Origin of the sequence: Pseudomonas sp. SIMBA_068 (genome assembly GCF_046534705.1) — a bacterium.
In the GTDB taxonomy this organism is placed as follows: domain Bacteria; phylum Pseudomonadota; class Gammaproteobacteria; order Pseudomonadales; family Pseudomonadaceae; genus Aquipseudomonas; species Aquipseudomonas putida.
The window spans coordinates 54,080-76,991 of sequence record NZ_JAWRYI010000003.1; the positions used below are offsets into that span (position 1 = coordinate 54,080).

The window sequence follows — 22,912 nt, forward strand, 5'->3', positions numbered from 1 at the left end:
ACGGAAGGGACACGCAGCTTGAGGAAAACACGACAACGATTCTTTCTACGCGTTGGCACGCGCAGTGAGGGTGACCCAGTAAGGCGTCCGGTAGTGGACATCCACCGGCAATGTCTGGCTTAGGGCGCGCAGAATCTGATCGGTGTCGCGCAACTGGAAGGTGCCGGAAATCAGCAGCCCGGCCACGGCCGGATCGCACCGCAACAGGCCGGGGCGATAGCGCCCCAGCTCGCTGATGAAGTCATCCAGGCGCGTCTTTTCTACCCGCAGCACATGGCTGAGCCAGTCGAGATGATGCTGGGCCAGCGGCATGGGGGGCTGTGCAGCCTGGATGCTGACATGGGTTTGCTGGCCGGCAGCCAGGCGCACCAGGCCATCATCACCCGGTGACAACCGCGGGCGCACTTCGACAGCGCCCTCCAGTGCGGCGAGGAACGTGCTGCCTGGGTAATGACGCACTAGCAAACGGCTACCGAGCGTGGTGATTTGCGCTTCGGCGGTATCGACGATGAATGGGCGCCTTGCAGGCTCGCTCAGCACCTCGACCAGCATCTCACCGGTGATAAGGTGCACGCGGCGAGCACTGTCGTCGTAGGCGATATCGACGGCGCTGCCGGTATTCAGACGAATCTGCCCGCCATCCGGCAGGTGCACGGTGCGTAGCTCCCCGGCGGCGGTACGCGCGTCCGCACGCCATTCGCGCCACGGCAGCCCTCGGTAGGCTGCGAGGCCAAGCGGAGCGGCGGCGATCAGCAGCGCAAGGGTCTTGAGCGCATTCCGGCGTTCCTGGCTGCGCGGGCGCTCCAGGGCCGCCCGTGCGGGTTCACCGGTAAGCTGCTGTGCCCGGCTGCTGAAGCGCACGGCCAGTTGCCAGGCGCGTTCGTGGTCAGTGTGCCGCGCTCGCCACTCGGCACCGGCCGCATGCTCTGCGGCGCCGGCGCTGCTGTTCTGCAAGCGCACGAACCAATTGGCCGCTTCACGGGCAATGCGCCGGTCGATGGGCGTATTACTCATGTTGCACGCACAGGCTGGCGAGCACTATGCATTCCTCAAACGCCCGCGCAAGGTGGCGTTGTACCGTGCGTACGCTGAGCTTGAGCCGGCTGGCGATCTCCTCTTGTGTATAACCTTCCAGTTGCGCCATCAGAAACGCCTGCCGGCTTTGGGCTGGCAGCAGCGCAAGTACCTGGTCAACTTCGTCGAGGGCTTCGAGCACCAGCGCCTGATGTTCCAACGACGGTGCCAGTGCTTCCGGTGTTTCCGCCAGCGCGGCCAGATAGGCTTGCTCCAGTGACCGGCGGCGGTAGAAGTTGATGGTCAGGCGATTGGCAATGGTGGCCAGATAGGCGCGTGGAGCCGAGCAGTTCAGTGGTTCGCCAGCCGCACTGCAGAGAAGCCGCACGAACGTGTCCTGGGCCAGGTCTGCGGCATCGGCGGCACTGCCCAAGCGCTTGCGCAACCAGCTCTGCAGCCAACTGTGATGGTGGCTGTAGAGCTGGTCGATGGCCTGATGCTGGTGGTGGTTTACCGATGAAGTAGATTGCACGGGATAGAATGAATGTTAATGAGAATTCATCGCATTCTATCAGGGTAGGGGCGCGCGCGTACAAGCAAAAGGTTCAGCTTCCCTCAATCTGCCTTAATTCATCAGCCTCGCACTAATGCGGGGAATACGCGCACATAAACCAGCTCACTCAACAGTTCCACCAGCGTCTGGGTAATCACTGCCGCTGCGGCCAGGCCGCGAATGTCCTCCGGCAAAGCTAACGCCAGCGGCAACACCACCAGCGAATTACGCGTGGCGGCGCTGAAGGTTACCGAACGTGCTTCGGTGGCCGGCAGGCGCAGCAGCCGCGCCGCGATGAAGCCGAGCGCTGGCGCCAGCAGCATGAAGCCGATGTACACCGGAATCACCGGCAGCAAGCGGTCGAAATCACGCAGCACCACGTCAATCTGCGAAGCGATCACGACCACCAGCACCAAGGCCATGGCTGGCACTGGCAACCACGCCCAGGCGTCATTCCAGGCCGCGACTGTGCGCGAGCGGCGGGCACCGGCGCTGGTCAGCACCGCAAGCAGCATGGGCACCACGATCAGCAGTACGAAGGCTTCCACGAACGGGGTGATGGAAATGGCCACGTTGTTGCTGTCTCCCAGCATCAGGGCGAGGTAGATCGGCAGCAGTGCCAATTGCACCAGCAATAGCACGGGTGTGGCGGCCAAGGTCAGGCGCGAGTCGCCTTTGCCGATGTGGGTGAACACCACCACGTAGTCGATGCAGGGTGTAAGCAGTACCAGCAGCGCGCCAACAAGGATCGCCGTGTGCTCGACCAGCCCACGGGTAATTGCCCAGACCAGCAGCGGGACGAGGATGAAATTGGCCAGCAGCAGGGCAGCGATGAAACGCCGATTGCCCAGGCCCTGGCGCAGGTCGAGGAAGGGTATTTGCAGAAACATCGCGTACATCAGCACGGCAATAGCGGGGGTGACCAGGGCTTCCAGGTGGCGCGCGCTGTCACTGGCCATCAAGCCGAAGGCAACGGCTGCGAGCACGGCAGCGAAGTAGATCGGGATCTGGTGGGTCTCGAGTTGTTCTCTGGTCAAGGTGCGGCCTGTGTGGGGTGATGAACTGGGAACGCGGTCTTTGTGGGGGCGGCGGTGCGTGTGAAGCAACCGAAATCAAACAAAAAAGCCCGGCACTGGGCCGGGCTTTTTTACTTCAGGCTGGCGCCAATCAGTTGCCGTAAACCGGCAGCTTCTTGCAGATGGCCTTGACCTTCTCACGAACGGCGTCGATCACCGCTTCGTTGTTCAGGTCAGCCAGAATATCGCAGATCCAGCCGGCCAGTTCCTTGCACTCGGCTTCCTTGAAACCACGGGTGGTAACGGCTGGGGTGCCGAAACGCAGGCCCGAGGTGACGAACGGCGAACGTGGGTCGTTCGGTACCGAGTTCTTGTTGACGGTGATGAAGGCTTTGCCCAAAGCGGCGTCAGCGTCCTTACCGGAGATTTCCTGCTTGATCAGCGACAGCAGGAACAGGTGGTTCTGGGTGCCACCGGACACCACGTCGAAGCCACGCTCGATGAATACGCTGGCCATGGCCTGGGCGTTTTTCACGACCTGCTGCTGGTAAGCCTTGAACTCAGGCTGCAGGGCTTCCTTGAAGCAGATGGCCTTGGCGGCGATGACGTGCTCCAGCGGGCCGCCCTGGGCGCCTGGGAAGACAGCGGAGTTCAGCTTCTTCTCGATGTCGGCGTTGGCACGGGCCAGGATCAGGCCGCCACGTGGACCGCGCAGGGTCTTGTGGGTGGTGGTGGTGACCACGTCGGCGAACGGAACAGGGTTCGGGTACACGCCAGCGGCAACCAGGCCGGCAACGTGGGCCATGTCGACGAACAGGTAGGCACCGACCTTGTCGGCAATGGCGCGGAAGCGGGCGAAGTCCAGAACCTGCGAGTAGGCCGAGAAGCCGGCAACGATCATCTTCGGCTTGTGCTCGACAGCCAGGCGCTCGACTTCGTCGTAGTCGATCAGGCCGTTGCCGTCGATGCCGTACTGGATGGCGTTGTACAGCTTGCCCGACGAGCTTACCGAAGCACCGTGGGTCAGGTGGCCACCGTGGGCCAGGCTCATGCCCAGGATGGTGTCACCGGCCGACAGCAGGGCCAGGTAGACAGCGGCGTTGGCCTGGGAGCCAGCGTGCGGCTGGACGTTGGCGTAATCGGCGCCGAACAGTTCCTTGGCACGGTCGATGGCCAGTTGCTCGACGATGTCGACGTACTCGCAACCACCGTAGTAACGCTTGCCTGGGTAGCCTTCGGCGTACTTGTTGGTCAGGACCGAGCCCTGAGCTTCCATGACTGCCGGGCTGGTGTAGTTTTCCGAAGCGATCAGCTCGATATGCTCTTCCTGGCGCAGGGCTTCTTGCTGCATGGCTTCGAAGAGCTCGGCGTCGTACTTGGCAATGGTCAAATCACGGCTGAACATGGCGGTCCTCAAGGATCGGGGTAGTTTGGGGGGGCATTCTAACCGATTGATTCGCGGCTGGCATATGAAGTGGCATCAAGTCGCGGACCAATGGGGCTCATGTTGCATCCCGCGCCGTATCTGGGCTGGGTGGGTGCCGGAGCTGACTCTCAGGTCCATTTTTTGGGGCGCATATGCCCGGCGATGAGGCCAGTGCAGGTACCGCATCAATGGAACATGAACAGTGTCTCGTTGGAGAACTGCGCCTCGAACTGGTGTGCCGGCATCGGCCGCCCGAACAGGTAGCCCTGCACTTCGTCGCAGCCATGCTCGCGCAGGAACTCCAGCTGCTCGTGGGTTTCCACGCCCTCGGCGATTACAGCCAGGTTGAGGCTGTGGGCCATGGCGATGATCGCCCGGGCTATCTGCGCGTCCTGCTCGCCCTCGGGCAGGCCGTCGACAAAGGTGCGGTCGATCTTCAGCACGTCGATGGGGAACTGCTTGAGGTAGTTGAGCGATGAGTAGCCGGTGCCGAAGTCGTCAACCGCAATGCTCAGGCCGAGGTTTTTCAGGCTGGCCAGAATCTGCAGCGCCTCGTTCACTTCGCGCATCAGGATACTTTCGGTCAGCTCCAGCTCAAGGCAGGCCGGCGGCAGGCCGCTTTCTTCAAGAATGTTGGCAATCCGCGTGCCCAGCTGGCCGTCGGAGAACTGCCGTGCCGAAATGTTCACCGACACCTTCGGCACCCGCACCTTCGCCTTGTGCCAGGCCTTGAGCTGGCGGCTGGCCTCGCGCAGCACCCAGTCACCCACGTCCACCACCAGGCCCAGTTCCTCGATCACCGGGATAAAGTCGCCCGGCGGCACCAGGCCCCGGGTGGGGTGGCGCCAGCGCAGCAGTGCTTCGGCGCCGGTCAGGCGCTTGCCGTCGCCGCTGAATTGCGGCTGGTAGTAAAGAATGAACTCGTTCTGCTCCATGGCGTGGCGCAGGTCGCTTTCCAGCTCCAGGCGCTCCAGGGCGCTGGCGTTCATCTCGGCCTGGTAGAACTGGAAGTTGTTCTTGCCGCGTTCCTTGGCGTGGTACATGGCGGTGTCGGCGTTTTTCATCAGCTGGCTCAGCTCACTGCCATCCTGCGGGCTGAGGGCGATGCCGATACTGGCCGTCACGAAGAACTCGCGGTTTTCCAGTACAAACGGCCGCACCAGGCTGCCGAGGATGTTCTCGGCCACGTGGATGGCGCGGTTCAGCGCCAGTTCGCGGCTGGCGCGCGGTTGCAGCAACAGGGTGAACTCGTCGCCGCCCATGCGCGCCACCGTGTCGTCGTCATCCACGCAGGCCAGCAGGCGCAGGGCCATGTCCTTGAGCATGCGGTCGCCGGCGGCATGGCCGAGGGAGTCGTTGATCGGCTTGAAACGGTCGAGGTCGAGGAACATCAGCACCACCCACGCCTTCTGCCGCTCGGCCTGCTGCAGCGCGTTGTACAGGCGGTCCTGGAACAGCGTGCGGTTGGGCAGGTGGGTGAGGGCGTCGTAGTAGGCCAGGCGGTGGATGCGCTGTTCGCTGGCCTTGCGTTCGCTGATGTCGGTGAAGAAGCACACGTAGCTGGCCAGGTCGCCTTCGTCGTCCAGTACCGCAGTAATGCCGACCCATGCCGGGTAGTGGTCGCCGTCACGGCGCTTGAGCCACACCTCGCCCTCCCAACTGCCGCGCTGGTGCAGTTGCTTTACCACATAGCGCAGGTGGCCTTCCTGCTGTTCGTCGACGGTGAGCATGCCCGGCAATTGGTCGAGCACTTCACTGACGGCGTAACCGCTGACGCGGCTGAACGCCTCGTTGGCCTGCACGATATAACCGGCCGGGTCGGTGATGAGAATGGCCGAAGTGGAATGCTCGAACACCGTCGCGGCCATGCGCAGGTCTTTTTCGGCGCGGCGTTGCTGGCTGATGTCACGGCCTACCCCAAGCACACCCTCGAAGCGCTGGTCGTCGTCCCACACCAGCACCAGGCGCAGCTCGATTGGGATCTTGCGGCCATCGCCGCGCAGGCAGTCGAACACGAACAGCTGGGTCGGCAGCTGGCTGCGCAGTTGGGCCAGCTGAACCGGGTCGCTCATGGCCTTGCTCACGCGCTCCATCAGGCTGTAGATGCCGGTGAGTTGGGCCGGGTTGGCGATGATCGACTGCCAGCCGTTGGCAAAAATCCAGTCGGCCTGGTAGCCCAGCACGCTCTGCACCGAAGGGCTGACATAGTTGAGCTTGAGCAGGCTGTCGGTGGAGAAGATCACGTCGCTGATGCTTTCGGCGAGCATGCGGTAGCGCTGTTCGCTGTCGCGCAGCGACTGGCTGGCCTCTATCTGCACCGTCACGTCCTTGCCCACGCCGATGATGCGCGTTACCAAGCCTTCGGCGTCTCGGGTCAGCACCTGCTCGCGGATGTCATAGCAGCGCCAGCCGCCATCACGGTGGCGAAAGCGTAACTGGCAGTGCAGCGGGTGGTCATGGCCGCTATCGCGCTGTTGCTGGCGCAGGGCCTGATAGTGCGCGGCGTCTTCGGGGTGCAGCAGCAATTCCCAGAAGCGGTCGCCCATTTGTGCAAGCTCGGTGCGGTCGTAACCCAGGGTCTGGCCCAGGTGGCGATTGCTGAAGATCATCCGCTGGCTGAGCACGTCCTGCACGTACAGTTGGTCGGGGACGGTGCGCACCACGTCCGACCAGAAGCTTTCGCGCTCCAGCAGCGACAGCTCTACCTGCTTGCGGCTGGTGATGTCGCTGATGCTGAGAATGACCGCCTGGTAGTCGCGGCGCTGCTGCGGCAGGCGTGCCATCAGCCACAGGTGCAGCTCGCCGCCCAGCGGCGCCGGCAGGCGTACTTCCAGCTCCAGCAGTGGCCGTTGTTCGATCAGCGCGTCGATCAGTTGCATGCCGATGCTGTCGCGGGCATCGCCCGTGCCGTCGATCAGCCGCTGCCAGGCACCTTCGTGGCAGTTGATGTTCAGCAACTGGCGCGCAACCTGGTTGACCTCGGTGATTTTCAGCTCCAGCAGCAGCGAGCGGCGCAGGTTCGGGTCCAGGGCCAGGCTGTGCTTGAGCGCGGCGCGGTTGCGCAGGTGGTAGCGGTCGAGCTGGCTGGGCAAGCTGGACAGGTCGAGCACACACAAGGCCACGCCGGTGCCTTCGAAAATTTCCTGGTAGCGCCGGCGGTCCTCCTGCAGCGCGCGCTGGCGGCGGCGCATGTTTATCAGGGCCAGCACTGGCAGCAGGGCGCAGAACAGCACCAGCAGGCATTTGCCGATCAGTGCAGGCAGCAGTTTCTGCTGGGTCAGCTGGGCGTCGAACAGGCCGCGCAGCTGCCAGGTGCTGTTGTCGATAAAGGCCAGCATCACGCTCTGTAGCGGCTCGCTGCCGGTGTCGGCCGGCGCGTGGCGTTGCAGTACCTCGCCGCTGCGGCTGTTTTCCAGCAGCCACAGGGGGTGGCCGGCGCCATCGAGGTGGACGGTGAGGGTGCGGTAGTAGTCCGGCGAAAGGCGCAGCAGCCAGAAGCCACGGTCCTGCTCGGGGGACTGACGCAGTAGCAGATAGAGGGTGCGGTTGTCGGCGGAATTGGTGAAGAAGTACGGGCGGCCCTGGTTCAGTGTGAGCAACTCGTCAAGCAACTTCCGGTCAGGGCTGCCGGCCAGGCTGTCGCCGCGCAGTTGCCCTGCGCTGTCCAGCCAAGCCACGCTCTGCAGGGCAGGCAGGCGCTCGCGCAAGGTATGCACAAGGCCCGGCAGGGCGTCGGGCGTCGGCGGATTGACGTAAGGCTGCATCACATTTACCGCCTGCTGCGCCTTGAACGCCATGTTCAGGCTCAGGTGGTCGGCCAGTTCCGCGGTGGCGTCCAGGCTTTGTTTGCGCAGGTCGGCCTGGGTGTGGTTGAACTGGGCAAAAAGCTGCCACAGCAGCAGGCCTAGCAGTATCAGGGCAAGCATCGCCAGCGCACCCTTGACCGACCCGCGCAGGGTAGCGGCGGGCGCCTGTGACGCGGTACGCAATGTCGACGGATGAGTAAGGTTGGTCAAGCGTTGATCCTGCGATTGGGCTGGCGATGGCAGGGAAGCATCATGCACGGTGTATGCCGGTGTCTGGTGGCGCACAACGGTGGCGCACTATAAGGCCGGACACCCGAAACCGGCTAGCATGCCTAGGATTATGGCAAAGTGCCAGCCGTGTTGACCGATGGTGCCGGCCCGGTGGTTCGGCAAGCCCCTGCAACCTGTGCGAGAATAGCGCCCGCTATACATGACAACGCATCGGAGATGTTCGGTTTTGGTTACTCACTTTTCCTCCAATGGCCTCGATTCCGCCTGTGGGCGCAGCAGTCAGACCCTTGTCAGCACTGCCGTGACCGAGGACGTATCCTGCAAGTCTTGCCAGCGCTCGCTGGTCAAACCTGACGCTGGCGCCAGCGCCAAGAGCAAAGCGCCCTCGCTGGCTGAACTGCGCAAGACCGCCAAGGCGGCAGCAGCGCCAACGCCGGCAGAGGCGGCGGTCAAGCCTGCTGCCAAGGTGGTCAGCACTGCGCCTGCGGCTGCCAAACCGGCCAAACCTGCCAATGTGGCCGAGCAGCAACCTGCCCGCAGCGGCGGCTTCAGCGTGAAGTCCGCCTGGGCCGCGCGCCTGGCCGGGCAGGGCGACCGTTGCCGTTTGCCGCGGGGCAAGGCCAAACAGCGCCACGTCTGAGCTATCTCGGCTGCTGTGCCGGCCGTTTCGCGGGCACGCCCGCTCCCACAGGGATCACGGATTGCTCAGGCCCTGTGGTGAACCTGTGGGAGCGGGCGTGCCCGCGAAGAGGCCGGTACAGGCAATAGCATCTTCTCTGGGATCCCCCCACCCTCGACCCCTCCTATGCAACGCCGCGCGTTGGCGTAGAATGGTCGACTTTGTTCAATGACACCCGAACACGCATCCCCCTGGCCATGCTGCCTGGGCGATCGTCGATGTCTTTACCTATCTGAATTAGAGGGCTTGGTTTTGGCTCAATACGTCTACACCATGCATCGGCTGAGCAAGGTCGTGCCGCCGAAGCGGGAAATTCTCAAGAACATTTCCCTGTCGTTCTTCCCGGGCGCCAAGATTGGCGTGCTCGGCCTGAACGGCGCCGGTAAATCGACCCTGCTGCGGATCATGGCGGGCGTCGACAAGGAATTCGACGGCGAAGCCCGTCCGATGCCCGACATCAACGTTGGCTACCTGCCGCAGGAGCCACAACTGGACCCGACCAAGACCGTGCGTGAAGTGGTCGAGGAAGCGGTCAGCGTGATCAAGGACGCCCAGGCCCGCCTGGACGAGGTCTACGCCGCCTACGCCGACCCGGATGCCGACTTCGACAAGCTGGCCGCCGAGCAGGCCAAGCTGGAAGCCATCCTGCAGGCCGCCGACGGCCACAACCTGGAGCGTCAGCTGGACGTGGCCGCCGACGCCCTGCGCCTGCCGGCCTGGGACGCAAAAATCGAACACCTGTCCGGTGGTGAAAAGCGCCGTGTGGCCCTGTGCCGCCTGCTGCTGTCGGCCCCCGACATGCTGCTGCTCGACGAACCGACCAACCACCTGGATGCCGATTCGGTGGCGTGGCTTGAGCGCTTCCTGCACGACTTCCCGGGCACTGTGGTAGCCATTACCCACGACCGTTACTTCCTCGACAACGTCGCTGGCTGGATCCTGGAACTGGACCGCGGCGCCGGCATCCCGTACGAAGGCAACTACTCGGGCTGGCTGGAAGCCAAGTCGGACCGTCTGGCGCAGGAATCCAAGCAGCAGAGCGCCCACGAGAAGGCCATGAAAGAGGAACTGGAGTGGGTGCGCAAAGGCGCCAAGGCTCGCCAGTCCAAATCCAAGGCCCGTCTGCAGCGCTTCGAAGAAATGCAGTCGCAGGAATTCCAGAAACGCAGCGAGACCAACGAGATCTACATCCCGGCTGGTCCGCGCCTGGGCGACAAGGTCATCGAGTTCAAGAACGTCTCCAAAGGCTACGGCGACCGCGTGCTGATCGACAACCTGTCGTTCGCCATGCCTAAAGGCGCCATCGTCGGCGTGATCGGTGGTAACGGTGCCGGTAAGTCGACCCTGTTCCGCATGCTGATGGGCAAGGAACAGCCGGACTCGGGCAGCATCGAGATCGGTGAAACCGTGCAACTGGCCTGCGTGGACCAGAGCCGCGAAGACCTGGACGGCGCCAAGACCGTGTTCCAGCAGATTTCCGACGGTTCCGACCAGATCCGCATCGGCAACTACGAGATCCCGTCGCGTACTTACGTTGGCCGCTTCAACTTCAAAGGTGGCGACCAGCAGAAGTTCGTCAAGGACCTGTCCGGTGGTGAGCGTGGCCGCCTGCACCTGGCCCTGACCCTGAAGGAGGGCGGTAACGTCCTGCTGCTCGACGAACCGTCCAACGACCTCGACGTCGAAACCCTGCGTTCGCTGGAAGAAGCCCTGCTGGACTTCCCGGGCGCTGCGATCGTGATTTCCCACGACCGTTGGTTCCTGGACCGTGTGGCTACCCACATCCTGGCGTACGAAGACGACTCGAACGTGGTGTTCTTCGAAGGCAACTACACCGAGTATGAAGCTGACCGCAAGAAGCGCCTGGGCGATGCTGCTGCCCAGCCGCACCGTGTACGGCACAAGAAACTGGCCCAGTAAGCCGGTTTTTTGATGCACAAGAATGGGGCCCTTGGTGGCCCCATTTTTGTGCCTGGCTCAAGCGGGAAAACAGCTGATCAAGCGCGTGCTTTGTATACATTTATATAAAACGCACCAAATAATTTCAAAAAAACGACATTTCGCCCTATTCCAGTGCGATTGCTTCTTGGTACATTCGAAAAAAAACCAATAAGTCCAATCCTCTTGGTGAGATGTCTACCATGATCGAATCTGTCGACCATTTCCTTGCACGCCTGCAACAGCGTGACCCCGGCCAACCGGAATTCCACCAGGCGGTGGAAGAGGTGCTGCGCACCCTGTGGCCGTTCCTTGAAGCCAACCCTCACTACCTGCAATCGGGCATCCTCGAGCGTATGGTCGAGCCTGAGCGGGCGGTGCTGTTCCGCGTTTCCTGGGTCGATGACCAGGGCAAGGTGCAGGTCAACCGCGGCTACCGCATCCAGATGAGCAGCGCCATCGGCCCGTACAAGGGCGGCCTGCGCTTCCACCCGTCGGTAAACCTCAGCGTGCTGAAGTTCCTGGCTTTCGAGCAGGTGTTCAAGAACTCCCTGACCTCGCTGCCCATGGGCGGCGGCAAGGGCGGCTCGGACTTCGACCCGAAAGGCAAGAGCGACGCCGAAGTGATGCGCTTCTGCCAGGCGTTCATGAGCGAGCTGTACCGCCACATCGGTGCTGACTGCGACGTACCGGCCGGCGACATCGGCGTGGGTGCCCGCGAAATCGGCTTCATGTTTGGCCAGTACAAGCGCCTGGCCAACCAGTTCACGTCGGTGCTGACCGGTAAAGGCATGACCTACGGCGGTAGCCTGATCCGCCCGGAAGCCACCGGCTTCGGCTGCGTGTACTTCGCCGAAGAAATGCTCAAGCGCCAGGACAAGCGTATCGACGGCCGCCGCGTGGCGGTTTCCGGCTCGGGCAACGTGGCCCAGTATGCGGCGCGTAAAGTGATGGACCTGGGCGGCAAGGTGATCTCGCTGTCCGACTCCGAAGGCACCCTGTACGTCGAAGCCGGCCTGTCCGATGCCCAGTGGGACGCCTTGATGGAGCTGAAGAACGTCAAGCGTGGCCGCCTGAGCGAACTGGCCGGGCAGTACGGCCTGGAGTTCCGCAAGGGCCAGACCCCGTGGAGCCTGCCGTGCGACATCGCCCTGCCGTGCGCCACGCAGAACGAGCTGGGCGCCGAAGACGCCCGCACCCTGCTGCGCAACGGCTGCATCTGCGTGGCCGAAGGCGCCAACATGCCGACCACCCTCGAAGCTGTGGATATCTTCCTGGACGCCGGCATCCTGTATGCCCCGGGCAAAGCCTCCAACGCCGGCGGCGTGGCTGTGTCGGGCCTGGAAATGTCGCAGAACGCCATGCGCCTGCTGTGGACTGCCGGGGAAGTGGACAGCAAGCTGCACAACATCATGCAGTCGATTCATCATGCTTGCGTGCACTACGGTGAAGAAGCGGATGGCCGTATCAACTACGTCAAAGGTGCGAACATCGCAGGCTTTGTGAAAGTGGCTGATGCGATGCTGGCCCAAGGCGTAGTCTGACCTGAAGTTTTTGGGGGCCGCACGGCGGCCTCCTCAGGGCTCACCCTCGATCCCGACCACTTCAATCACCTGATCCCCCACCGGCCGCCGCCAAACCACTTCATCCCCAGGCCCCGCGCCCAGCAACGCCCGCCCCAGCGGCGAACCCCAGTTGATCAACCCCCGCCCGGCATCCGCTTCGTCCTCGCCCACCAGTTGCACCACCTGCTCCTGGTCCTTGGCATCGACAAACCGCACCCGGCTACCAATCTGCACCTTGCTGTGTGAGGTGGCTGGCGGCACCACCTGGGCACTCTGCACTCGCGCATTGTAGTAACGCAGGTCCCGTTCGGTATCGGCCAGCCGCTGCTTGTCGCCCCGTTCGCCCTGCGCCTGCAGTTCGCTGCGCAAGGCATTAAGCTCGGCCACGCGGGCCTGGAGCTGGCGCAGGCCGTTTGCGGTGACGTAGTTGGGTTGTTCGCTGACGCGACGCTCGACCGGCTGGTCGGCCTGGGCGGCAGCCTGGTCTTCGTTGACGAATGCTCGGCTCATGCAGGGCCTCCTTGTGCAGGAGACCATCATGGCAGGCCGCCGGTTTCAAGGAATGTCCGTTTGCGACTCAGTTGTGGCGATAAGCCTTGGCGGCGCCACGGTCCTTTTCCTGTTCCCAATCGCGGTCGCGCTGGTCCCAGAAGCGTTCGTGGTACTCACGCTGTTCTTCACTGTTCTGCATGGCATGACACTGGCGGAAGCCGTCGTCCCAGCCGGTTTCGTACTGGCGTTCGTGCAGGTAGCGCGGCACGTTCTTGCTGAAGCCGCCCACCATCAGCCCGGCCGCCTGGCGGCCGCTGCTGCAGCCGTCCTGGAAGCCATCGGCATAGGCAGGGGGATAACCGTGGTTGAGCATTTGCTCGTGGGTGGTTTCGCAACCTGACAGCAATAACGCAATGCACACGCCGAACCAGTACCGCGACATGGCCACCAGACCCTCCCGTAGATAGTGGAAAGTCTAGGTGGCCATTTGTCGAGGAGCTGTCAAAACGGTGTCAAAGAGTCGATTGGATCACTCAGTAGTGGTACCACTTCAATTCGAGCATTACCTCGTTCTGTGCGGTAGCCAGGTGGCTGAACTCGCGCGAAGCGCTCAACCGCAGCCCCAGGTTCTGGCTGATCTCCCACTGCTGGTTCAGGCTCACGCTGCGCCGCACTTCGCCATTGGTGAAGTAATCACCCTTGGCCTCCAGCGTCAGGTTGCCCAAGCCGTTGCGCCACAGCAGCCCGCCATTGAACCCCGCTGCCGGGGCGATGAACTGGGCGAAGTCGTTGTGATGCTCGACCCGCACCGTGCCCAGGGCAAAACCCAGCAACCCGTCGGCCAGTTGCCAGGTGCCACCGGCGCCGCCGTTCACGTGGCTTACCAGCACCTCGTCATCATGTTTGCCCGGCACCCGCTCCAGGCCGCCAGCCACTTGCCACGACCACGGTTTGAGCAGCTCGTTGCGGGGTGTCAGCGAGCGAATGGTGGCCAGGTCCAGGCGCTGCACCTGCCAGTCATTACCCTCGTACTGGCGCACCTTCAGCTGCAGGATCTCGATTTGCGCACCCAGCGGGAAGCCGTAGGCATTGTCGTTCAGGTCGTGGTAAGCCATGCGCAGGCCGTACTCGGCGTAGGCGCGGTCTTCACGGGTGCCCACGCCCAGTTGCCAGGTGCGTGAGTCATGGCCGTCTTCAGGCAGGCCGGGGCGCTCGATCTGCAAGGGCGGCGGCGGGTTGCTGTTGATCGCCCGCAGCAGCTCGAAGCTGCGCTTGGCTTGGCCGGGGTCGCGTTCCTGGCCGTTGGCACGGTAGCGCTCAAGGCGATACGCGGCATCTTGCACCAACGCCTGGCGTTCGCGGGGCAGGGCCTTGAATTCGGGGCTTTGCAGCTGTGCGGTGTTGGCACTCACGGCCAGCACCTGACGCTTTTCGCCATGGTCGAGGGGCTCCGCCCGGGCCAGCAACTCACGTTCGCGGGAAGGGCGGTAGACCTCGCTGGCGACCAGGCCGGACTGTTTCACGGCCTTGACCGTATCGGTCGGGATGGCGGTCAGCGGGAACTGCGAGGTCAGGTCCAGGCTTGGCCGAGCCACTTGCAGCAGCTCCAGCAGCCGATAGGAGCAGTTTTCGTCGAAGAAGAAGTAGTCGAACTGGATCTGCTTCAACTCCCACACATGCTCGACCATGCGCCCGGTTTCTTCGGGGGTGAGGTCCAGCTGGTATTCCCACAGGTCGCGGTTTTCCAGGCTGCGGTATTCGGACAGTTTTTCCTGGTAGGGCATCAGCGCGAACAGCCCTGGGTAGCCGCCCATCAGGCCCTTCCAGGCGTACAGGATGCTGTTGTCGCTGCCTTCGATGTAGGCGCCGAAGTTGATCGCGTAGCTCAGCAGCGTGGTGTCGTCGTTGCGGGTGCTGGACTGGTCGATGCGCAGCAGGGTGTGGCCGAACATTGACGAGGGGCTGTTCAGGTAGGCCGCCGGGAAGATCAACGCGGCGCTGTGCGGGTCTATGGACTGGTACCAGGTCTTGAACTCCTGGCAGTCCGGCTGCGGCAAGCCCTGCAGGTCGAGCTGCTCGCGCAGCCAGCGGGTACGCGCGGGGAACACGCACTGCGCGTGCTTGTCGCCGAGGCTGGCCGGGGCATACAGCGCTTCGACCGTGGCTTGCAGCTCTTGGTCGGGGTGGTGCGCACCGTCCTCGGCGAGGAAGAAGGCATCATCATCCACATAGCTACGCCAGCCGCCGAGCTTGGCGGTTTCGTAGTGACCAATGGCGTGCCAGTAAGGGGTATTGGCCAGTTGCTGGAGACGGCCTTGATCCAGCACGGGCGCGGCATGAACAGGGGCGCAGGCACACAGCGCCAGGGAAGCGAGGCGTTTGAGCATATCGGGCAACTACTTCTTCACGATGCCGAAAAAGGCGAAACCCGCCCCCGTGGGGGGCGGGAACAGCAGTGCTTAGGCCTCGGTAGCGTATTTGGCCAGGCGTGGGTCGCTCTTCAGAACGGCCAGGGTGTTGGTGTGGACAGTTTCGGCAGTGACATCGGCGCTGCTGAAGATCTGGTTGAAGTGCTGGTGGGTAACCGAGTTGAAGTAGACGCGGTCTTCCGGGGCCACGCCAAGCACTACGGCATAGGTGGTCAGTGCTTCGCCCTGGCCCATGGCCATGTCTTCGGACAGCTCGTTCATCATGCCATTCATGGCAAACCAGGACTTGCCGCCGTAGGTCAGCGAAGCCTTGGTCGAGCAGCCGTTGGTGCCGGAGGTCATGCCGAAGGTGGCGTTACCGGATGTGCCGTTGGTGGTAGAAGCCAGGAAGTGTGCCGGAGTGCCACGCTGGCCTTCGAACAGCATGTTGCCCCAACCGCAGTTCGGGCCGCCTGGCGCTTCGGCCATGGCGTTCAGCGAGACCACGGTGAACAGAGTACCCAGAAGAATCCGTTTCATAGCATTTGTTCTCTTTGTCTTAACCAAGGGTCAGGGTTTCTGGCAACTCGGTTGCCAGGTCGGGAAAGCTTTTCACCCACCCGCGCAGCTTGGAGTTTAGGCACGATCTAAAGGTTGCGTTGTTGATTGCGAAAAATTTGCTGTGACATGACCTGCACCGGCTGCGACATAAAGTCCCATGGAGCCTTGCAAGGCGCGCGCGGGCAGCGCCAGAATGCTGCTCATCTGCCCCGCCGAAGTAAGGAAACCCAATGCCCGATCCTGTCGCTGCGCGCCTGCGTCTCGCGCCTGAAGCCCTGACCCGGCGTTTCTCCCCCGAGCAGTTTGCCTTTACCCATACCGACGATCTGGAGCCGTTTCGCGGAGTACTGGGCCAGGAACGTGCTGTCGAGGCCCTGCAGTTCGGCGTGGCCATGCCGCGCCCCGGTTACAACGTGTACGTGATGGGCGAGCCCGGCACTGGGCGCTTCTCGTTCGTCAAGCGCTACCTCAAGGCTGAGGGCAAGCGCCAGCAGACCCCGGCCGACTGGGTCTACGTCAACCACTTCGACGATACCCGGGAACCCCGCGCGCTGGAGCTGCCGTCTGGCAGCGCTGCCGAGTTCATCAGCGACATGGGCGGATTGATCGACAACCTGCTGTCCACCTTCCCGGCAGTGTTCGAGCACCCCTCGTACCAACAGAAGAAAGGCGCTATCGACCGTGCCTTCAACCAGCGCTACGACCGTGCCCTGGATGTAATCGAGCGGGCCTCGCTGGAAAAGGACGTGGCTTTGTACCGCGACGCCAGCAACGTCGCCTTCACGCCGATGGCCGATGGCAAGGCGTTGGATGAAGCCGAGTTCGCCCAGTTGCCGGAAGCGGTGCGCGAGCAGTTCCACCAAGACATTGCCTCGCTCGAGGAACAGCTGAACGAAGAGCTGGCCAGCCTGCCGCAATGGAAGCGCGAGTCGAACAACCAGCTGCGCCAGCTCAACGAAGAAACCATCACCCTGGCCTTGCAGCCGTTGCTCGCGCCGCTGTCGGAAAAGTACGCCGAGAACGCAGCGGTGTGCGCCTACCTGCAGTCGGTGCAGCTGAACCTGCTGCGCACCGTGGTCGAGCAACTGGTCGACGACAGCAAGACCGACGCCGCTGCGCGCAAGCTGCTTGAAGAGCAGTACGCTCCAAGCCTGGTGGTCGGCCACCATGCCGCCGGGGGCGCGCCGGTCGTGTTCGAGCCGCACCCGACGTACGACAACCTGTTCGGCCGTATCGAATACAGCACCGACCAGGGCGCGCTTTACACTTCGTACCGCCAGTTGCGCCCAGGCGCGTTGCACCGTGCCAACGGCGGCTTCCTGATTCTTGAAGCCGAGAAAATGCTCGGCGAGCCGTTCGTGTGGGATGCGCTCAAGCGTGCGCTGCAGTCGCGCAAGCTGAAGATGGAGTCACCCATCGGTGAACTGGGCCGTGTGGCCAGCGTCAGCCTTCAGCCGCAGATGATTCCGCTGAACGTGAAACTGGTGATCATCGGCTCACGCCAGCTGTACTACGCGCTGCAGGACCACGACCCGGACTTCCAGGAGATGTTCCGCGTGCTGGTGGACTTCGACGAAGACATGCCCATGGTCGACGAGAACCTGGAGCAGTTCGCCCAGCTGTTGCGCACCCGTACCAACGAAGAGGGCATGGCGCCGCTGACCAGTGACGCGGTAGCACGCCTGGCCACCTACAGCGCCCGCCTGGCAGAGAACCAGTCACGCCTGTCGGCGCGTATCGGCGACCTGTTCCAGCTGGTCAGCGAAGCCGATTTCATCCGTCAGCTGGCCAGTGACGAAATGACCGACGCCGGGCACATCGAACGTGCGCTCAAGGCCAAGGCCACCCGCACCGGGCGTGTTTCGCAGCGGGTGCTGGACGACATGCTGGCCGGCATCATCCTGATTGATACCGAAGGGGCGGCCATCGGCAAGTGCAACGGCCTGACCGTGCTGGAAGTGGGCGATTCGGCGTTCGGTATGCCGGCCCGTATCTCTGCCACCGTGTACCCGGGCGGCAGCGGCATTGTCGACATCGAACGCGAGGTCAACCTTGGCCAGCCGATCCACTCCAAGGGTGTGATGATCCTCACCGGATACCTGGGCAGCCGCTATGCCCAGGAATTCCCGCTGGCGATTTCCGCGAGTATCGCCCTGGAGCAGTCCTACGGTTATGTGGACGGTGACAGCGCCTCGCTGGGCGAAGCGTGCACGCTGATCTCGGCCTTGTCGCGCACGCCGCTCAAGCAGTGCTTCGCCATCACCGGTTCCATCAACCAGTTCGGTGAAGTGCAGGCCGTGGGCGGGGTCAACGAGAAGATCGAGGGCTTCTTCCGCCTGTGTGAGGCGCGTGGCCTGACCGGCGAGCAGGGGGTGATCATTCCGCGTGCCAACGTAGCCACCCTCATGCTCGACGAGCGCGTGCTGCAGGCTGTGGAGAACGGCATGTTCCACGTTTACGCGGTCAGCCAGGCCGATGAGGCGCTGAGCCTGCTGGTGGGCGAGGAGGCCGGGGTACTTGATGACCAGGGCCTGTTTACCGAGGGCAGCGTCAACGCCCGGGTGGTGGAACGCCTGCGTGAAATCGCCGAAATGATCAGCGAGGAAGATATCGAAAAGGCAGAAAAAGAACGCCTGGAAGAGGTGATTGCCCAGGCCAAACCGGCCTGAGTCAATAAACCGGCGCTGGCGGCGATGTGCTACCGTTCAGCGCCGGTTTTCCATCTTTTTGTGCTGTTATTCTATGCTGGAACTTAAGGACGGTATCAGCGTTCAGGATGGAAACAGCCTGGTGTTCAGGCTGAACAAGGCTTATTGGAGGGGACGCGGCCATGCGCAACCTCAGCCTCACACGCCAGTGCCTGGGCCTGGTGACCCGCATCGAATGCAGCATTCGCCCACTGGCCGGGGATAACGGCATGTGGACGCTGCTGTTCGCCGCCGGCATGGCCGGTGAGCAACCTTCCGCGATCAAGGCTCAAGGGCCGTTTCATGGGCCGTTGGTGGCCGAATCGGTGCTTAACGCCATTGTCGACAGCCTGACCTTGCATGGCTACCAGGTATCCGAAGACCCGCAGATCTGGTGCTTGCACCTGCAGGCCCAGTTGCGCCGGATCAATGGCGAGCGGTGCCGGAATCTGGGGGATTATCAGTTTCATCCTGAGACCTGATTGATGCCGGGGGCCGCTTTGCGGCCCATTCGCAGCACAAGGCTGCTCCTACAGGAAATCGCGGTCGCTTGTAGGGGCCGCTTTGCGGCCCATTCGCAGCACAAGGCTGCTCCTACAGGAAATCGCGGTCGGTTGTAGGAGCAGCCTTGTGCTGCGAATGGGCTGCAAAGCAGCCCCCACTCACCGGGCTTTTGCTGTAACAGGTGGCTGGCTATACTCGCTGTCGTTTTTTTAGTCACCTGACGAGTCCCAAACCCTCCATGGAACGTATTCTCGAAAACGCGATGTATGCCTCGCGCTGGCTGCTCGCCCCCATCTACTTCGGCCTGTCCCTCGGCCTGCTGGCCCTGGCGCTGAAATTCTTTCAGGAAGTGGTCCACGTCCTGCCCAACGTCTTTGCCTTGAGCGAAGCTGACCTGATCCTGGTGATCCTCTCGCTGATCGACATGTCGCTAGTGGGTGGCCTGCTGGTGATGGTGATGATCTCCGGCTACGAGAACTTCGTCTCGCAACTGGACATCGACGACAGCAAGGAAAAGCTCAACTGGCTGGGCAAGATGGACTCCTCGTCGCTGAAGATGAAGGTGGCTGCGTCGATCGTGGCGATTTCTTCCATTCACCTGCTGCGGGTGTTCATGGATGCGCAGAACATCTCCACCGACTACCTGATGTGGTACGTGATCATCCACATGACCTTTGTGGTTTCGGCGTTCTGCATGGGCTACCTGGACAAGCTGACCAAGCACTGAGCCCCGTTGTTGCCTGCACCGCCCGTCTGTTGCAAAACGGACGGGCGGTGTCGTTTCTGGCTTGTGCTTTCGGCCCGCCTGTACGAAAAATGAGCACTCATGCGTGGTTCTCATCGCGAGGTGCTTACATGAACCTGCATCAGCTCAATCTCGAGGCCAGGGCTGGCCATGTCGACGAAGTGAACCTGATCGCCATCGAAGGCGGCGATTACCTCATTGAAGCCCGGCTCAAAGGCCGCGCCCACCCGCTGTCTGACACCCGTGGCGAGCGTTTGCGCGTGCACTCGGTGGAGGATGCCCGCAAGTTGCTGCAAACCATCCCCATGGTCTCGATGAACCTGGTGCACTGGTCGGTGCAGGATGAAATGTGCGGCATGGGTTCGCACCCGGAAGAAGACCTCAAGGTGCCGATTTCCCAGCGTTCGGCCTGGTAGCTGCTCGCAGCTCATCAGTGTGCTAGGCTGCTCGCCCTTTTCATCAAGGGCGCGGCTGCACTGCGCCCTGCAGTGGAGCACGACAATGTCCGAACTCAATCTGTCTACCGACGAAACGCGCGTCAGCTACGGTATCGGCCGTCAGCTGGGCGGCCAGCTGCGCGACAACCCGCCACCAGGCGTAAGCCTGGAAGCCATCCTGGCCGGCCTGACCGACGCCTTCAACGGCGCCGACAGCCGCGTCAGCGAAGCCGACCTGTCGGCCAGCTTCAAAGTGATCCGCGACATCATGCAAGCCGAAGCGGCTGCCAAGGCTGAAGCAGCTGCTGGCGCTGGCAAGGAATTCCTGGCTGAAAACGCCAAGCGTGAAGGCATCACCACCCTGGCTTCGGGCCTGCAGTTCGAAGTACTGACCGCAGGTGAAGGCGCCAAGCCGACTCGCGAAGACAACGTGCGTACGCACTACCACGGCACCCTGATCGACGGCACCGTGTTCGACAGCTCCTACGAGCGTGGCCAGCCGGCTGAATTCCCGGTTGGTGGCGTGATTGCTGGCTGGACCGAAGCCCTGCAGCTGATGAATGCCGGCAGCAAATGGCGCCTGTACGTGCCGAGCGAGCTGGCCTACGGCGCCCAAGGCGTTGGCAGCATCCCGCCGCACAGCGTGCTGGTGTTCGACGTCGAGCTGCTCGACGTTCTGTAATACCGCTTGGGGCCGCGTTGCGGCCCATTCGCGGCACAAGGCCGCTCCTACAGGAATATGCGATCCCTCGGCGGGATGCGTTCCCTGTAGGAGCGGCCTTGCGCCGCGATCGAGGGCGAAGCCCTCGCCAGGGCCCTCAGTTCCAGTCTGTTCCCATCGGGCGCAATGCCCGCGCATAGCAGAACAGAAACAGATTGCGCACCAGCTCCTTGAGCACCCCCGGTTCACTCGAATTCAACCCGCTCATGTCCAGGTCGCCCTGGTCACGCAGTTCGTCCAGCGCTTCTTCTTCGAGCACCGCGCACACTTCGCCGGTTTCGCGATGAAGAATGCGCAGGTAGGGGTGAGGGCGGTCAAGCCAGGCGTCAATCAGATAAGTCATGGCTATTCTCCTTGGATATCAGTCCCAATGAGAATAATTCTTATTATCAGAATAGCAAGCGCCTATTGGCCTTTTTTTCTGTAATCAGACTTTGCGAACGAACTCGGACTTCAGTTTCATGGCGCCGATGCCATCGATCTTGCAGTCGATATCGTGGTCGCCGTCGCACAGGCGGATGTTCTTGACCTTTGTGCCGACCTTCACCACCAGGGACGAACCCTTGACCTTGAGGTCCTTGATCACGGTGACAGTGTCGCCATCCTGCAGGACGTTGCCGACCGAGTCTTTCTTCACCGCCTCGTCGCTGGCCGCTTCGGCGTCGCCACTGGCAGACCACTCGTGGGCGCATTCAGGGCAGATCAGCTGAGTGCCATCCTCATAGGTGTACTCGGAATTGCATTTTGGGCAGGGTGGCAGAGTGCTCACTTCGGTTCCTCAAACAAACAGACGGGCGGTTAAAAACCCACATTGTAAAAGGTATTTTTCCAGAAGTGATTATGTCCGGACAAAAAGCATCGCGGGCAAGTCCGCTCCTCCAGGTGACGCAATCCTGTAGGAGCGGGCTTGCCCGCGAATGAAGACGACTCGGTCTGTCAGTGAGTACGCGCGACCGCAAACTCGCTCAGCTCGACCAGGGCATCCCGGTATTCACTGGCCGGCAGCACTTCGAGGCATGCAATGGCGCGCTTCACATAGTCGCGCGCCAGCTCTGCTGTGTACTTAAGCGCGCCCGACGCTTCGACCGCCACGCGGATCTGTTCCAGATCCTCGAGGCCACCTTTCTGGATCGCCTGGCGTACCAGCGCAGCCTGCTCGGCAGTGCCTTCGCGCATGGTGTAGATCAGCGGCAGGGTAGGCTTGCCCTCGGCCAGGTCGTCACCGACGTTCTTGCCCAGGGTTTGCGAGTCGCCCTTGTAGTCCAGCAGGTCGTCGACCAGCTGGAAGGCCACGCCCAGGTGGTCACCGAAGGTGCGCAAGGCTTCGCGCTGCTCGTCGGTGGCTTCGGCCAGCGCGGCGGCGCTGTGGGTCGAGGCTTCGAACAGCATCGCGGTCTTGCCGCGGATGACCTCCATGTAGATTTCCTCGGTGGTGCTGGCATCGCGTACCCGCGACAACTGCAGCACTTCACCTTCGGCAATCACACGGGTGGCCTTGGACAGGATCTGCATGACCGGCATCGAACCCAGTTCGACCATCATTTCGAACGAGCGCGAATAAAGGAAGTCGCCCACCAGCACGCTCGGCGCGTTGCCCCACAGAGCGTTGGCGGTGGAGCGGCCGCGGCGCATGCCGGACATGTCCACCACGTCGTCGTGCAGCAGGGTGGCGGTGTGCAGGAATTCGATGGTGGCAGCCAGCAGGCGCAGGTCGTCGCCTTCGCGGCCCAGGGCCTTGCCACACAGCAGTACCAGCAGGGGACGCAGGCGCTTGCCACCGGCCGACGTGATATAGTCGCCGATCTTCGATACCAGCGGCACGCGCGAGGTCAGCTGCTTCTTGATGATCTCGTCGACGGCGCTGAAATCATCAGCCACCGCGCGGTAGAAGGTTTGGGGTTGCATCGGCTGCTCCAGTGAGGTTGCGCGGCATGCTAGGTCGCGGGTACCGGTGTGTCAAGGCGCGGTGCCAGCGGGCCGGGGGCGGCACTTGCAAGCAAAACCAGGGTTGCGTACAATCGCGCACCCTAACTTCCTGGGCAGCACCTGCCTTACGCAATTGCGCCGGGCCGTTCCAGCCTTGTGCAGCCATGCCAGCCAATACTCATCATATAAAGCGCTGGGTGAGC

The 22,912-nt window shown here is 62.6% G+C and carries 20 protein-coding genes; 8 read left to right on the plus strand and 12 right to left on the minus strand.

Annotated elements, in window-relative coordinates:
* Positions 1-45 precede the first annotated feature (45 nt).
* The 5 genes from SB756_RS09380 to SB756_RS09400 all read right to left on the minus strand — a co-directional run bounded on the left by SB756_RS09380 (position 46) and on the right by SB756_RS09400 (position 8,025).
* On the minus strand, positions 46-1,014 hold the full coding sequence (locus tag SB756_RS09380) for a FecR domain-containing protein (protein WP_341797515.1): 969 nt from the start codon (positions 1,012-1,014) through the stop codon (positions 46-48).
* Positions 1,007-1,546 carry a sigma-70 family RNA polymerase sigma factor gene (locus SB756_RS09385; protein WP_258655093.1) on the minus strand — a complete coding sequence of 180 codons (540 nt, stop codon included), beginning with the start codon at positions 1,544-1,546 and terminating at the stop codon, positions 1,007-1,009. Before SB756_RS09385 ends, SB756_RS09380 begins: the two co-directional genes overlap by 8 nt.
* Positions 1,547-1,647: 101 nt before the next feature.
* Entirely contained in the window at positions 1,648-2,604 is a 957-nt protein-coding gene (locus tag SB756_RS09390; protein WP_410910736.1) for an arsenic resistance protein, read from the minus strand.
* A 130-nt stretch (positions 2,605-2,734) separates the two neighbouring features.
* Positions 2,735-3,988 carry a serine hydroxymethyltransferase gene (glyA, locus tag SB756_RS09395; protein WP_012270418.1) on the minus strand — a complete coding sequence of 418 codons (1,254 nt, stop codon included), beginning with the start codon at positions 3,986-3,988 and terminating at the stop codon, positions 2,735-2,737.
* Between the two features lie 206 nt (positions 3,989-4,194).
* A complete protein-coding gene (locus tag SB756_RS09400; RefSeq protein ID WP_410910737.1) occupies positions 4,195-8,025 on the minus strand; it encodes an EAL domain-containing protein in 3,831 nt (1,276 codons plus the stop codon).
* A gap of 247 nt (positions 8,026-8,272) precedes the next feature.
* Here SB756_RS09400 and SB756_RS09405 point away from each other — a divergent pair, with 247 nt between their 5' ends.
* From SB756_RS09405 to gdhA, 3 genes are all read left to right on the plus strand, one after another.
* Positions 8,273-8,686, plus strand: a complete 414-nt coding sequence (locus SB756_RS09405) for a hypothetical protein (protein WP_410910738.1) — start codon at positions 8,273-8,275, stop codon at positions 8,684-8,686.
* 291 nt (positions 8,687-8,977) lie between these two features.
* On the plus strand, positions 8,978-10,645 hold the full coding sequence (ettA, locus tag SB756_RS09410) for an energy-dependent translational throttle protein EttA (RefSeq protein WP_016501553.1): 1,668 nt from the start codon (positions 8,978-8,980) through the stop codon (positions 10,643-10,645).
* Positions 10,646-10,866: 221 nt separating this feature from the next.
* A complete protein-coding gene (gene gdhA, locus SB756_RS09415; protein WP_341797519.1) occupies positions 10,867-12,207 on the plus strand; it encodes an NADP-specific glutamate dehydrogenase in 1,341 nt (446 codons plus the stop codon).
* 33 nt (positions 12,208-12,240) lie between these two features.
* Here the strand turns inward: gdhA and SB756_RS09420 are convergent, their stop codons facing one another.
* From SB756_RS09420 to SB756_RS09435, 4 genes are all read right to left on the minus strand, one after another.
* Positions 12,241-12,738: a GreA/GreB family elongation factor gene (locus tag SB756_RS09420; protein ID WP_410910739.1), complete on the minus strand. Its 498-nt coding sequence runs from the start codon at positions 12,736-12,738 to the stop codon at positions 12,241-12,243.
* 67 nt (positions 12,739-12,805) lie between these two features.
* Positions 12,806-13,162: a hypothetical protein gene (locus SB756_RS09425; RefSeq protein ID WP_368978768.1), complete on the minus strand. Its 357-nt coding sequence runs from the start codon at positions 13,160-13,162 to the stop codon at positions 12,806-12,808.
* A gap of 91 nt (positions 13,163-13,253) precedes the next feature.
* Positions 13,254-15,107, minus strand: a complete 1,854-nt coding sequence (locus SB756_RS09430; RefSeq protein WP_410910740.1) for a DUF4105 domain-containing protein — start codon at positions 15,105-15,107, stop codon at positions 13,254-13,256.
* Between the two features lie 72 nt (positions 15,108-15,179).
* The gene (locus tag SB756_RS09435; protein WP_016501548.1) at positions 15,180-15,668 is read right to left on the minus strand and encodes a DUF3015 domain-containing protein; all 489 of its coding nucleotides are present in this window, start codon (positions 15,666-15,668) and stop codon (positions 15,180-15,182) included.
* 251 nt (positions 15,669-15,919) lie between these two features.
* Between SB756_RS09435 and SB756_RS09440 the strand changes: the two genes are divergently transcribed.
* The 5 genes from SB756_RS09440 (at position 15,920) to SB756_RS09460 (ending at position 20,744) form a co-directional block, all read left to right on the plus strand.
* Positions 15,920-18,358 carry a Lon protease family protein gene (locus tag SB756_RS09440; protein WP_341797522.1) on the plus strand — a complete coding sequence of 813 codons (2,439 nt, stop codon included), beginning with the start codon at positions 15,920-15,922 and terminating at the stop codon, positions 18,356-18,358.
* Between the two features lie 161 nt (positions 18,359-18,519).
* Positions 18,520-18,858 (plus strand): hypothetical protein, encoded by a 339-nt coding sequence (locus SB756_RS09445; protein WP_016484826.1) that lies wholly within the window; start codon positions 18,520-18,522, stop codon positions 18,856-18,858.
* Between the two features lie 260 nt (positions 18,859-19,118).
* Positions 19,119-19,607, plus strand: a complete 489-nt coding sequence (locus SB756_RS09450) for a TIGR00645 family protein (protein ID WP_016501546.1) — start codon at positions 19,119-19,121, stop codon at positions 19,605-19,607.
* A 128-nt stretch (positions 19,608-19,735) separates the two neighbouring features.
* On the plus strand, positions 19,736-20,041 hold the full coding sequence (locus SB756_RS09455) for a DUF6482 family protein (RefSeq protein WP_016501545.1): 306 nt from the start codon (positions 19,736-19,738) through the stop codon (positions 20,039-20,041).
* Positions 20,042-20,126: 85 nt separating this feature from the next.
* Positions 20,127-20,744, plus strand: a complete 618-nt coding sequence (locus tag SB756_RS09460) for an FKBP-type peptidyl-prolyl cis-trans isomerase (protein ID WP_132846719.1) — start codon at positions 20,127-20,129, stop codon at positions 20,742-20,744.
* A 136-nt stretch (positions 20,745-20,880) separates the two neighbouring features.
* Here the strand turns inward: SB756_RS09460 and SB756_RS09465 are convergent, their stop codons facing one another.
* The 3 genes from SB756_RS09465 to SB756_RS09475 form a co-directional block, all read right to left on the minus strand.
* A complete protein-coding gene (locus tag SB756_RS09465) occupies positions 20,881-21,126 on the minus strand; it encodes a hypothetical protein (RefSeq protein WP_016484829.1) in 246 nt (81 codons plus the stop codon).
* 84 nt (positions 21,127-21,210) lie between these two features.
* Positions 21,211-21,552, minus strand: coding sequence for a zinc ribbon domain-containing protein YjdM (locus SB756_RS09470; RefSeq protein WP_019470643.1), 342 nt, complete (start codon positions 21,550-21,552; stop codon positions 21,211-21,213).
* Between the two features lie 167 nt (positions 21,553-21,719).
* Positions 21,720-22,688, minus strand: a complete 969-nt coding sequence (locus SB756_RS09475) for a polyprenyl synthetase family protein (protein ID WP_016501544.1) — start codon at positions 22,686-22,688, stop codon at positions 21,720-21,722.
* Between the last annotated feature and the right edge of the window lie 224 nt (positions 22,689-22,912).